Annotated in this window: 13 protein-coding genes; 7 read left to right on the forward strand and 6 right to left on the reverse strand. The window is 58.5% G+C overall.

The genetic code is table 11. The features are described from left to right. Positions 1-11: 11 nt before the first annotated feature. Together JO965_RS04270 and JO965_RS04275 are read left to right on the forward strand one after the other, a co-directional pair. Positions 12-731 (forward strand): ribonuclease activity regulator RraA, encoded by a 720-nt coding sequence (locus tag JO965_RS04270; protein ID WP_203442474.1) that lies wholly within the window; start codon positions 12-14, stop codon positions 729-731. 109 nt (positions 732-840) lie between these two features. Next, a complete protein-coding gene (locus JO965_RS04275) occupies positions 841-1,620 on the forward strand; it encodes an HpcH/HpaI aldolase/citrate lyase family protein (protein ID WP_203442475.1) in 780 nt (259 codons plus the stop codon). A 26-nt stretch (positions 1,621-1,646) separates the two neighbouring features. Here JO965_RS04275 and JO965_RS04280 read toward each other — a convergent pair whose 3' ends face one another. From JO965_RS04280 to JO965_RS04290, 3 genes are read right to left on the reverse strand one after another with little or no spacing between them, the layout of a single operon-like run. Next, positions 1,647-3,533, reverse strand: coding sequence for a bifunctional sugar phosphate isomerase/epimerase/4-hydroxyphenylpyruvate dioxygenase family protein (locus JO965_RS04280; RefSeq protein ID WP_203442476.1), 1,887 nt, complete (start codon positions 3,531-3,533; stop codon positions 1,647-1,649). Between the two features lie 60 nt (positions 3,534-3,593). After that, positions 3,594-4,274: a GntR family transcriptional regulator gene (locus JO965_RS04285; RefSeq protein WP_246776741.1), complete on the reverse strand. Its 681-nt coding sequence runs from the start codon at positions 4,272-4,274 to the stop codon at positions 3,594-3,596. Beyond that, on the reverse strand, positions 4,271-4,939 hold the full coding sequence (locus JO965_RS04290) for a GntR family transcriptional regulator (protein WP_203442477.1): 669 nt from the start codon (positions 4,937-4,939) through the stop codon (positions 4,271-4,273). The genes JO965_RS04285 and JO965_RS04290 overlap by 4 nt, the downstream gene beginning before the upstream one ends. Before the next feature lie 198 nt (positions 4,940-5,137). Between JO965_RS04290 and dctP the strand changes: the two genes are divergently transcribed. The 5 genes from dctP (at position 5,138) to JO965_RS04315 (ending at position 9,414) form a co-directional block, all read left to right on the forward strand. Continuing rightward, positions 5,138-6,130, forward strand: coding sequence for a TRAP transporter substrate-binding protein DctP (dctP, locus tag JO965_RS04295; RefSeq protein ID WP_203442478.1), 993 nt, complete (start codon positions 5,138-5,140; stop codon positions 6,128-6,130). Between the two features lie 86 nt (positions 6,131-6,216). Continuing rightward, a complete protein-coding gene (locus tag JO965_RS04300) occupies positions 6,217-6,735 on the forward strand; it encodes a TRAP transporter small permease (RefSeq protein WP_203442479.1) in 519 nt (172 codons plus the stop codon). Next, positions 6,732-8,033 (forward strand): TRAP transporter large permease, encoded by a 1,302-nt coding sequence (locus JO965_RS04305; protein WP_203442480.1) that lies wholly within the window; start codon positions 6,732-6,734, stop codon positions 8,031-8,033. Before JO965_RS04300 ends, JO965_RS04305 begins: the two co-directional genes overlap by 4 nt. Before the next feature lie 28 nt (positions 8,034-8,061). Continuing rightward, complete coding sequence (gene aroQ / locus JO965_RS04310) at positions 8,062-8,508, forward strand: type II 3-dehydroquinate dehydratase (RefSeq protein WP_203442481.1); 447 nt, start codon at positions 8,062-8,064, stop codon at positions 8,506-8,508. Positions 8,509-8,511: 3 nt separating this feature from the next. After that, positions 8,512-9,414 (forward strand): shikimate dehydrogenase, encoded by a 903-nt coding sequence (locus JO965_RS04315; protein ID WP_203442482.1) that lies wholly within the window; start codon positions 8,512-8,514, stop codon positions 9,412-9,414. A gap of 62 nt (positions 9,415-9,476) precedes the next feature. On the opposite strand, the gene JO965_RS04320 is transcribed toward JO965_RS04315, so the two are convergent. From JO965_RS04320 to JO965_RS04330, 3 genes are all read right to left on the reverse strand, one after another. After that, positions 9,477-10,142 (reverse strand): response regulator transcription factor, encoded by a 666-nt coding sequence (locus JO965_RS04320; RefSeq protein WP_203442483.1) that lies wholly within the window; start codon positions 10,140-10,142, stop codon positions 9,477-9,479. A gap of 269 nt (positions 10,143-10,411) precedes the next feature. Beyond that, on the reverse strand, positions 10,412-11,095 hold the full coding sequence (locus JO965_RS04325) for a response regulator transcription factor (protein ID WP_203442484.1): 684 nt from the start codon (positions 11,093-11,095) through the stop codon (positions 10,412-10,414). Beyond that, the gene (locus JO965_RS04330) at positions 11,070-12,494 is read right to left on the reverse strand and encodes a sensor histidine kinase (protein WP_203442485.1); all 1,425 of its coding nucleotides are present in this window, start codon (positions 12,492-12,494) and stop codon (positions 11,070-11,072) included. Before JO965_RS04330 ends, JO965_RS04325 begins: the two co-directional genes overlap by 26 nt. Between the last annotated feature and the right edge of the window lie 151 nt (positions 12,495-12,645).

Below are 12,645 nucleotides of genomic sequence, written 5' to 3' on the forward strand. Positions count from 1 at the left end.
GGGAGAGGATCATGACCACGCTGAAACCGGAAACCCGCGAGAAGCTCAAGACCGTCAGCACGGCGACGTTGTGCACGGCGCTCTACAAGCGCGGTTTGCGCAACCAGTTCATCCAGGATGTGCGCCCGCTCAATCCCAATCTCGGCAACATGGTGGGCGAAGCTTTCACCCTTCGCTACATTCCGGCGCGCGAGGATCTGAACCCGATCAGCGTGTTCCAGGATCGCGCCCATCCCCAGCGCAAGGCCGTCGAGGAGTGTCCGCCGGGAGCGGTCATGGTGATCGACAGCCGCAAGGATGCCCGCGCGGCTTCGGCCGGTGGCATCCTGGTCTCCCGCCTGATGAAGCGCGGCGTTGCCGGCGTCGTGACCGATGGCGGATTCCGGGATTCCCCTGAGATCGCCCAGCTTGGCATCCCCGCCTATCACAACCGCCCATCGGCGCCGACAAACCTCACCCATCATCAGGCGCTCGACATCAACGTTCCCATCGGCTGCGGCGACGTGCCGGTGTGGCCCGGCGATGTCGTCGTCGGCGATGGCGAGGGCGTGGTGGTCATTCCGGCTCATCTGGCGGATCAGATCGCCGCGGAAGCCGTCGAGATGACCGCGTTCGAGGATTTCGTGCAGGAGGAGGTACTGAAGGGTCGCTCCATCCTGGGCCTCTATCCGCCGACGGATCCGCAGACGCCCACCGACTTTGCCGCCTGGCGCAAGGCGAAGGGGCGCTGAGGCCAGTGGAGACCGGCATGCGATCTGCCGTGTCGGTCTCCTTTGACGATGGCCTTCCCCACGGGATACAAAATCAGATTCATGCGATGTCAGGTTGCCAGGAGGCGTGATGAAGCCGAACAAGATCAAAGCGCTCTGGGCGGACGGCAAGCCTATCCTGAACGGATGGCTGTCGATCGCGAGCGCCTTCACGGCCGAGATCCTGGCAGAGCAGGGCTATGATTCGATCACCATCGATCTGCAGCACGGCGTCGTTGATTATCAGGCGGCCGTAGGCATGCTGCAGGCCATGCGTGCCAGCGAGGTCACGCCACTCGTACGCGTTCCGTGGCTCGATCCTGCCGCCATTATGAAGGCGCTCGATGCGGGTGCCTACGGCGTGATCTGCCCCATGATCAACAATCGTGCGGAGGCGGCGGAACTCGTTTCTTACGTCCGCTATCCGCCGGGCGGCACCCGCAGCCTCGGTCCAACGCGCGCCAACTTCTCGGCAGGGTCGAACTATGCGATGGAAGCCGACGACAACATCCTGTGCTTTGCGATGATCGAGACGGCGGAAGCCTTCTGGAATCTGGAGGAGATCGTCTCGACGCCTGGATTGGACGGTGTCTATATCGGTCCTGCCGATTTGACGCTCGGATTGACCGGAAAGCGCTATCCCGTCGGCTTTGATCGGGAGGAGCCAGAGATGCTCGAAGCTATTCAGACGATCCTGGCAAAAGCGCATCAAGCCGGAATCCGCGCCGCGCTCCATTGCGGCTCACCGAGTTATGCAGCCAAGGCGACAGGCTGGGGCTTCGACCTCGTCACCCTGCCCAACGATGTTCGCCTTCTCGCCGGTGCGGCGAGCGCCAGTGTTGCGGAGACCCGCAAGCTCATGGGCACTTGAGGTCGGCGCGCCTCGCTTTTCAAGCGCTATATCTCTGGCGGCGCAGCCATGGAGGTGAGAAGAGTCTGCGAGGCGAGCCGGATCGGCGCATTCACTGCGCCATAGCCCTGGTAGCTGCGCCGCTCCACGATCTCGAAGAAGAACCCGCCTTCCATGGTTTTGGTGTAGATCTGGAAGTACTCGGCGGTGCCTTCTCGATCATAGAGAATGTTGTTCGCGCGCAGTCGTTCCACATCTTCTGCGGAGAGGTCGGTTCTCACCTCAAGATCATCATAATAGTTTTCCGGGATCGGCAGGAGGTCGACGCCGGTTGCCCTGAGGCGTTCGACCGTCGCGAAGATGTCGTCTGTCGTGAGAGCAATATGCTGGACGCCCGATCCGAAGAGATCGTTCAGGAAGCGGGACGACAAGGTGCGCTGGCTCTGGGATGCATTGAGGATCAGCCGCAACGAGCCGTCATGGGTCTCGATGGCCTGGCTTTGAACCACACCGCCCGGGTCGATCATCGTCTGAACCGGCGTCTTCCGCACGTCGAGGAGAGACGTGTAGAACAAAAGCCATGTCAGCATTTCCTCGTAATGCATCGACTGGGAAACGTGGTCGACCGATCTCAAACCGGCTCCGGTGAAGTCGTCAGCCCCGGTTGCCTGAAAGTCCACATCCCAAAGGCGGTCCAGGCCGGTCTTATGGTCGACGAAATAGAGGAGGCTCCCGCCAAGGCCGCGAACGGCCGGGATGTTCATCTCTCCAGGGCCGACAGGTTGCTGGAAAGGCTGGTCCAGCAGCATGACCGCCCGATCAACCGTTCCCGGCGCATCGTCGACGCGCAGAGCCAGAGCGCAGACGGCGGTTCCATGAGTGATGTTGAAGGAATGAGCGAAGCCTTCCTTGTCAGCATTGACGACGATGTTGATGTCGCCCTGCCGCCAGCGGGTCACGGCCTTGGAGCGGTGAATGCCGGCCTTTTCGAATCCGAGCCCGCTCAAGGTCCGCTGGAAGTCGACGGCGCTTCGCTCATCGACAGCGAATTCCACGAACTCAACACCGGAACACATGGCCTTGGGCGGCAAGGCCGGAAGGTCAGGTGATGGTGTTTCTGTCCGCCGACGCAGGTCGTCGAGCATGGCAATCAGAGACCGGTGCCCGTCGACGGCGACGCTGCGCGCCGAGCCTGCCCGGAAACGGTCGTTGAAGATTTCCAGGGACAGGAGCCCGTCGAATCCGGTCGCGTTCAGCGCGAGCATAAAATCCTCGATGGGCAGGTCGCCCTGCCCGGGGAAGCACCGATAATGCCGACTCCACGACAGGTAATCCATGTCGAGCTTGGGCGCATCCGCCATCTGCACGAGGAAGATTTTGTCTGACGGAATGGAGCGGATTGCCGACAGATCCGTTCCGCGCGCAAGCACATGGAAGGAATCGAGCACGAGCCCAACCGCTGGATGGTTTGCTCGCCGCACGACTTCCCAGGCATCCCGGTAATCGTGGATGTGTCGTCCCCAGGCGAGTGCTTCGAAGGCCACGCGCATGCCTCGCTTTGCGGCGCGCTCGCCGAGTTCATGAAAATCGACCGCAGCTCGCTCGATCCCACCAAGCGAATCCGGAGAGACGTTGCTGCACACCATCAGGAGATCGCAGCCGAGTTCTTCCATGACATCGAATTTGCGTTCGGCGCGGGCGAACACTTTGGAACGCTGCGGCTCCGGCATGCCTTCGAAATCGCGGAACGGCTGGAACGTGATCGTCTCGAGCCCGAGCCCCTCGATCATCCGCCGTGCTTCGGCCGGTGTGCCATTGAACGAGAGAAGATCGTTCTCGAAAATTTCGACGCCTTTGAACTGGGCCGCCGCAATGGCCTCGATCTTCTCGGTCAGCGTGCCGCTCAGGCAAACGGTGGCAATGGCTTTGCGCATGCTCCTCGTCCATTTCCTCTCTCGATCTTGGGAGCGTGCGCATGGCCGCTCCTTCTATCGTCAGCTGATGGTGCCGGTTGCCAGCGCGTGCTCGACACCCCCCGCTACATGGCGCGTCAGCACCTCGCAGGCTCGCTTTGCGTCGCGCTCCAGAGCGCATTCCAGAAGAAGAGCGTGCTCCCGTGCCGCGATCTCGCCGCGGTAGCTCAAGGCAATCATCTGATAGCGGAGATATTTGTCGAAGACGGCAGCATGGTTGTCGATCAGCATCTTCGAGCCGCAGGCCGAGATGAGTGCCTGATGAAATTGCCAGTCGTATCGCTTCCATTCCTCGGTATGGGCCCTGTCCCCATCGGCCATTCGCTCTTCCATGCGCGCGAGTCTGTGATGGGCGGCGACGACCCGGCCTTCCCATTCCATGTCTCCTGCCCGGAACGATTGCTCCAACGCCCGACATTCAAGGAGTTGGCGCAAAGCGGCGAGCTCTCTCAGATTCGCGATTGATACGGGAGCGACCTCGAAGCCCTTCTGACCCTCGGCGACCACCAGCCGCTCGGAATGGAGGCGATTCAAGGTTTCCCGCAGGGTGCTGACGCTGGCGCCATAATCGGCCTTCAACCGGTCGAGCTTCAATTTCTTGCCGGGGAGCAGGCGGCCGAACACGATGTCGGATCGAATCCTCTGATAGGCACTTTCCCCGACTGTGGATGGCTGCAGGACCATCTGCACATCGTCGATCATTTCAACGCTCCGCTCTCCAGAGTATAGGCCACGCATCCGTTCACATGCTGAGTCAGCACCGCGCATGCTTTGTCGGCATTGCGCGTGAGGGCGCAGTTCAACAATTCCCGATGTTCGTTCGCTGCGACCTCGCCCCGGAACACGACCGCCACCATCTGATACCGCAGATACTGGTCGAAGACGCCACCATAGAGATCGAGTAGCGTCTGGGAGCCGCAAGCCTCGATGAGGGTCTGGTGAAACTCCCGGTCGTAGCGTTTCCAGGTCTCGGTTCCCTCTTGATCCCCGGCCAACATCCGCCGTTCCATGAAGGCGAGCTTGTGATGGGCGGCGACGACCCGGCTTTCCCATTCCAGATCGCCGGCCGCAAAGGACAATGGCAGCGCATAGGTTTCGAGGAGCAGCCGCATCGCCGCGACATCCTCGAAGCCGGCAGGAGAAACCGGGGCAACCCGGAAACCGCGCTGCCCTTCCGCGATGACCAATCCTTCCGACGAGAGGCGGCTCAGGATCTCCCGTAAGGTGCTGACACCCGCCCCATACTGGCTCGCCAGCCGATCCAGCCGCAGCCTTGCCCCAGGGGACAGGCGGCCGAAGACGATATCGGCCCGGATCCGGTCATAAGCCCGATCGGCAATGGACGTCGCCAGCAGCTCGACGCTCATCCGGCCCTCACTAACCTACGTCTGATCACGAATAAACTCCTGACCATCCTGTCCCCAACGGCACGGCATTTGGAATGCCGGCTGAAATCCAAAATATCAGATATTTTTAAAAATCACTATTGATTCTGAAATTCTCAGAGCGGATAGTGTCGACTAAGATGCAGATTAATGCGCGGCAATATGAAGGAGAGGGAAACCATGGCATTCGGGATCAATCGTCGCTTTCTAATGGCTGCGGGTGCAGCCCTTCTGGCGTGGGGCGTGGGCGGAGTGGCCAGCGCTCAGGCGCCTGCAAACTTGAGATTCTCGGCAGTCTTCTCGGAGCAGGACATCCGGGCCAATATGATGAAGCGCCTCGGCGAGGACCTGAAGGCTCAGGGCTTCAACCTCCAGCCCTATTACGGCGGCACCCTGTTCAAGCAGGGGACTGAGCTTGTCGCTATGCAGCGCGGCAACCTCGAGATGGGCAATATCGCGCCGCAGGACATCTCGAACCAGATCCCGGAATGGTCGATTGTCACGTCAGCCTATCTCTTCCGCGACGCCGACCATCTGAAGAAGGTCTTTGCCGGCGATGTCGGCCAGCAGTTGAAGAAAATGGCCTCGGAAAAGCTCGGCATTCATATTCTCGGGCCGACCTATTTCGGTGCCCGGCATGTAGGCCTGAAGCCCAACAAGAAGATCAACAAGCCCGAGGATCTCGCTGGCATCAAGCTGCGCATGCCCGGCGGCGATGCCTGGCAGTTCCTCGGCCAGTCACTTGGCGCGAATCCCACGCCGATGGCCTATGCGGAGGTCTATACCGGCCTGCAGACGGGCGCTATCGACGGCCAGGATAACCCGCTGCCGAATGTTCAGAACATGAAATTCTACGAGGTCATGTCGCAGATCGCGCTCACGTCGCATCTCGTCGGCTTCGACGTTCTGGCCGTGTCCAACAAGGTCTGGGACACCCTGTCGCCGGAGAAGAAAGCTGCGTTCCAGGCCGCTGCCGACAAGGCGATCGAGTGGAGCACGCAGGAACACCTGAAGCAGGAGTCGCAGCTCGCGACCTTCTTCAAGGAAAAGGGGCTCGACATCTATACGCCCGATCTGAAGGCGTTCCGCGAATTCGCCCAGAAGAAGTATCTGGCTTCTGATCTGGCGAAGAGCTGGCCTGCGGGGATGATCGACAAGATCAACGCGATGTGAGGCGAACCTGCGGCCGCTGGAGCGTCGCGCTCCGGCGGCTGCCTTTTTCATTTCGCTCAGTGCCTTCTCAGGAAGGAACGGCTCTCATGACCTCATCGTTACAGGCGATCGGCTCCTGGCTGGCACGCCGCGCGGAGAACATTGCCGCTGCCATGCTGGCTGCGATGTTTGCAGCTTTCCTCCTGCAGATCGCCTTCCGGTATGTCCTGGGTCTTCCCATCGGATGGACGCACGAGATCAGCGTCGTGCTGTGGCTCTGGCTCGTCCTGTGGGGTGCTGCCTTCGTCGTCAGCGAGCGTGAGGAAATCCGCTTCGACATCATTTACGGTGCCGTCGGCCCTGGAACTCGCCGTGTGATGGCGCTCATCAGCGCATTCGCGGTTATCACGCTTTATACCATCTCACTTCCGGCCGTCGTCGACTATGTCACCTTCATGAAGGTGGAGCGGACAAGTTATCTCAAGATCAGATTCGACTGGCTGTTCTCGATCTACATCGTTTTCGCGGTTGCCACCATCATCCGCTATATCTGGATCGCCTGGCAGGCTCTGCGAGGCGTGGCGCCGGATGAATTCGATCCCACGAAAGCGAGCTCCGGCGTATGAACCTGGCCAGTCCCTTCTCCATCTCGCTCGTTGCGATCACGGTCCTCGCCTTTCTTGGCCTGCCGATCGGCCATTCGATGATCGCAGGCTCGATCCTGTATCTATTCCTGGCGGGGCTGGACATGGGAACGGCCGCCGAGCAGCTGCTCAATGGCATGTATTCCAACTACGTCATTCTCTCGGTGCCTTTGTTCATCCTGGCTGCGGAGTTCATGAACATCGGCAGCATGACCGACCGACTCATGAATTTCTGCAATGCACTGGTGGGCCGCTTCCGCGGTGGCCTTGCGCAAGTCAATATTCTGCAGAGTATCATATTCGCCGGCATGTCCGGCTCGGCCATCGCCGATGCTGCCGGCACGGGGCGCATGATGCAGGCCATGATGACCCGTGACGGGCGCTACACGGGAAGCTATGCGGCAGCTCTCACGGCGGTTTCCTCCGTGATCGGCCCGATTATCCCGCCATCGATCCCGATGGTGCTCTATGCCCTCGTGTCCGACGCCTCCATCGGCTTTCTCTTTCTCGGGGGCGTCATTCCGGGTCTGCTGATGGCCTTGAGTCAGATGATCATCGTGGCCATCACGGCCCGCCGCAAGAACTTCCCCGTCGAAAAGCCTGTGCCTCTGCGCAAGCTGCCGCGCATCACCTGGGAGGCCTTTCCATCTCTGATGATGCCGGTCGTCCTGCTCGGCGGCATCTATAGCGGCGTAATGACTCCGACCGAGGCAGCCGCCGTCGCAGCGGGCTACGCGCTTCTCATCTCCGCCGGCCTTTATCGCAGCGTGAGCTGGCGCGACTTCTACAATGCTCTCGCCGCCAGCACGAGGACGACCGCCTCCATCGGCATGCTGATCGCAGGCGCTCTCGTGTTCAACTATGTCATCACCGTCGAGAATATTCCGGAAGGCGTGAAGGCCCTGCTTGAGGGATGGGACCTCACGCCGATCGGCTTCCTGATCTTCGTCAATGTCCTGCTGCTGCTTCTCGGCTGCGTGCTGGAAGGAACGGCGATCCTGCTGATCGTCGTTCCGGTCTTCATTCCCACGGCGCAGGCACTCGGCATCGACCTCGTGCATTTCGGCGTCGTGGTGGTCGTCAACATCATGATCGGCCTGATCACGCCTCCCTACGGACTGCTCCTGTTCATCATGGCGAACATCTCAGGGGAGCCCCTGCGCGACATCGTGCGGGATTCTCTGCCTTTCCTCTTCGCCATGATCGTTTCTCTCGCGATCATGACCTTCGTGCCCGAGACCGTGCTCTGGTTGCCTCGTCTGTTCGGGTACCAGGGATGAAACAATTCCATTCGAGAGAAGACTGCCGATGAGCAAACCGATCTACATTCTCAATGGGCCCAATCTCAACCGTCTGGGAGCCCGCGAGCCGGAGATCTATGGCCGCACGACACTGGCCGAGGTCGAAGCTCTTTGCCGTGAGGCTGCATCCGATCATCCGATCATATTCCGGCAATCAAACCGGGAATACGAGATCATCGATTGGGTGCATGAGGCGATTGATGAGGCTAGCGGCATTATCATCAATCCGGCCGCCTTCACATTCACGTCCATGGCGATCATGGATGCCTTGAAGATGTTTCCAGGTCCCCTCATCGAGCTGCACATCTCGAACATTCATCGACGCGAGCCGATCTATCATAAGTCGTACGTTTCGCCAGTGGCGACAGCCGTGATCGCGGGTCTCGGCACGAATGGCTACCCGGTTGCGGTTCGCGCCATCCTCGACATGATCCGCCAATCGGCAAAGGCGTGAGTCATGGCGAGTGGCCAACTGTCTAAAGCGGGAACTTGGACAGAAGCAGCCGCGGGGATATGGGCTTATCCGTCCGTTCTCGTTGGATTGGTGGGGGCAGGCATCCAGGCCTCCCGGACGCCTGCCTTGCACGAGCGGGAGGGGGCCGAGCAGGGCTTGCGTTATGTCTACAAGCTGATCGACCTTGAGGGGCTTGGGCTCGACGTGAACGACCTTCCGGAGCTTTTGACAGCCGCCCAGCGCTTCGGCTTTGCCGGTCTCAATATCACGCATCCCTGCAAGCAGGCCGTGATCCCGCTCCTGGATGAGTTAGCACCCGATGCTGCCGCCCTCGGGGCGGTGAATACTGTTGTTCTGAAGGACGGTCGACGTGTGGGGCACAACACCGATTGGTGGGGGTTTGCCGAGAGCTTCCGGCGCGAATTATCGGATGTGCGCCGCGATTGTGTGGTTCAGTTCGGTGCAGGCGGAGCTGGCACCGCTGTCGCCCATGCTCTTCTGACTTTGGGGGCGAACAGAATCATCGTTATCGATACCGATGAATCTCGCGCGCAGAGACTCGCCACTGCCTTGTGTGAGCGGTTCGGTCAAGACCGTGCGTGCTTCAGTTCCTCGCCGGCGGACGCATTGGCTAAAGCCGATGGCATGATCAATACCACTCCACTCGGTATGGCCAAATATCCTGGCATGGTCGTTTCCATCGATCTGCTGCGGCCCGATCTATGGGTAGCCGACATCGTCTATTTTCCGCTGGAGACGGAACTGCTGCGGCAGGCCCGGGCGCGTGGATGCCGAACCATGTCTGGCGGCGGCATGGCTGTCTTCCAAGCCGTTGGTGCCTTTCATCTCTTCACAGGACTGGAACCGAACGCGGACCGCATGCTGCAACATTTCAACGGGATGTGAGCCTGCTATCCTTCCGGCCTTCTCATCCTCAACGAGGCCGATTGACTAATCAGTGTGCCTCATCAGGAAGCCATCAGGCTTTGTGGAAGATGATTGGATGCAACGAGGGCCGCTTCCACCCGATTGCGGACGCGCAGTTTCTGCAAAATGTTGGTCAGATGATGCTTGATCGTCTTCTCGCTTAGATCAAGCTTGTTGCCGATCTCCTTATTGCTGCGACCTTGAACCAGGATCGACAAGATCTGTTGTTCGCGAGGAGTCAGGTGTGGGAGAGAACCTGGTTCCTGTGCTTCGCTGACGCTACCCGTATCGGATTTCATAAGCAGTTTGGCCGCAAGACTTGGTGAGATGAAGCTTTGTCCCTGGTTCAATACCCGCACCGTTTGTATCAGTTCCGTGCTGCTGGCGCCCTTCAGCAAATAGCCGCGGACACCGCGCTTTAAAGCAGTGTAGACATGCTCTTCGCCCGCCACAACGGCAAGGATCAGGATACGGATCGTAGGATGTTGCTGGAGGATCGACTCGACAGCCCCCATGCTGCCATCGAGCGTACTGGAATCGAGTACAATCGCGTCCGGTCGGCTCTTGTTGACAATCTCTATTGCATCCCAAACGGTTGCGCCTTGGCCAACAACGTCAATGTCCGGTTGAGAATTCAAGGCTAGGACGACACCATCCCGAAAGAGAGGATGTTTATCGATCACTCCAACGCGAATTCGGCCTGTCATTGGAGCCCCCCAGTTCCAATCTCGCTTGCCGCTTACAGGTGCAGCAAATATTCATCTGTTCAATAATGAGCTCATTGAACTTCGTCAGGATTTTAGGATACTAAGTTCAATTTGGATTCAGCAATATCTATGAAGTGAGAGAATAGTATCTTACATGCCCTTGCGTGTTATCCCCAAGTGGGTAGGGAATATTTGCCTCTCAAAAATGCTAAAGAGCAACTGCGATGCGCGTGTCTATCTCAGTCGGAAACAAGGGCTTGTCCACTGCGTCACTTCAGAGATAGCCTCCTCTCAGACAGCCGTTCCGCCGCCACTATCGCGGCTTCCACGCGATTGCGCACATGAAGTTTCTCCATCACGGCGGTCACGTAACCTTTGATGGTTTTTTCAGTCAGTCCGAGTTCGTCCCCGATCAGCCGATTGCTGAGCCCCTGATGAATGAGCATCAAGATCTGTTCTTCCCGATCTGAGAGCTCAGGAAAATGCCTCGATGTCTCCGAAGAGGTGTTTTCGTCGGCTCCTCTCGACATGAAGAGTTGTGCAGCGAAGCTGGGCGATACGTAATTCTGCCCGGCGTTGACCAAGCGTATGGCATTCACAAGCTCCAAGCTGCCGGTTCCCTTTATGAGGTAGCCTTTGGCCCCTTTTCTCAAGGCATCGCGCACTTCATGCTCGTCATCGACGACCGTCAGCATGAGAGCTTTCGTCGAAGGACAACTTTGCGCAACTCTGGCGACGGCATTGACGCCGCCTCCTGGCATGTTCATGTCGAGGAGGAGAACGTCGGGGGCATGGTCCTGAGCGATTTGAAGAGCCTCAAGGGCTGTTTCTCCTTGGCCGACAACCTCGATGTCATGTTCTGACTCGAGCGCAAAGACCACTCCGTCTCTGTAGAGCGGATGATCGTCGATGACCGCGACCCGAATCTTATGCTGCATCCGCCCCTCCAGCATCCATCAGAGGCAGAGATGCTGTGATGCGCGTTCCATCACCCGGCGTGCTCTTGATGCTCAAAGCCCCTCCGATACTCTCAATTCGATCCCGAAGACCGGCCAGCCCTAAACGAGGCTCGCCCTTGGTTCCGCTCGATTCGCGTATACCTGGCCCTCTGTCTGCCACTTCGACAGTCACGGTCGCTCCATCCCAGTTGACTTCGACTTGTTGCTCATGGCCATCTGCGTGCTTGAAAGCATTGTTGAGGCTTTCTTGGATATACCGGCACAAGGCGATCTTCACGAATTGCGGCGCTTGGTCCGGAAGGTCTGCAATCATACAGGTGATCGTTGTTCCCGTTCTGCGTTCATGCTGACGGACGATGAACAGCAGCGCCTCCTTAAGTGTCAGAGTTTGAATCTCCGGCAGGAGGAGACCTTTGCAGATGTTGCGGGTATCGTTGAGCGCATCCAAAAGGGCTTTTTGAATTTTCTGCAGATTGTCTCGATCGCTCTTTGAACCCTTTACGCGGTCCAACCGCAGAAGTGCGAGGCTGATCAGTTGAGCGACACCATCGTGGAGATCGTAGCCCATTCGTCGCATAAGGCGCTCGTTGTCCTCCGTGGCGTTCTGTGCCGCACGCTCGATGCGTCCTTGCAGAACCCGATTCTGACGCAACAGTTCTGAAAGTTGGGAAACGCGCTCTCTCAGCGCTTCGCGCTGTCGATCAATCGTCTTGCTCCCATTGGCGACGATGACGAATAAGCATCCCATCATGTTCAAAGTGATCAAAGCGGTCGAGAGCCATGTCTTCCATTCCGATGCGATCAGTTCCGAGTTCAACGCTTCCGCACGCTCATGAAATTCGACGACGGCAATGACATTGCCGCTCTCGAAATCTCGGATCGGTGCAAAGACTTTGAGCACGGGTATGCCGGTAAAAGGTTCAGTGATTTCACCATCGCCGAATGTGCCATCGAAGTCTGCCACAACCGCTCCAGCCCAGGCTCGTTTGGAATGAGGGTCAAGCGGAAATCTCTTTCCTATGAGAGCCGGCTCTGAACCATGCGCGATAAGCCCATCATGTTTCCAGACGCGGATCGAGGTGATGCTCGCCTGGAGATCCGGTTTTTCCATCGCTTGGTTCAGGCGGCGAGCATTGTGTTCAGAAAGGACGTCGCCTGTTGCAAGATCTTGCAGAAGCGGAGCAAAAATGGTGTTGACATAGAGCGCTGTGGATATGCCTTTAACTTCGGCAACGCTCCTCTCGATCTGCCATGACACGAGAGTACCCATGGCGAGCATGCCCATCAGCATGACGGCGAATGCAACGAGAAGAAATTGTCCCGCAAGACTTCTTCTCTTTCTTGGCATCGGTCCCGAGAGCGTACCAAGCTCTACATGATAAGAAGCAGACACAGCGACGATCCCCCACCCCTGGACCGTAGCCTTCTTGGCGAGGTTGGGACCTAGAGGCTTTCCAAAGTAGGTCCGGAGTCCCTATTGGGTAAATACTATCCCGAAGAGGTAGCGGTTCTCAGGTGGTTTGGTCTGCGATTGCGAGTTGTGC

The organism is Microvirga sp. VF16 (assembly GCF_016864375.1).
Taxonomy (GTDB): Bacteria; Pseudomonadota; Alphaproteobacteria; order Rhizobiales; family Beijerinckiaceae; genus Microvirga.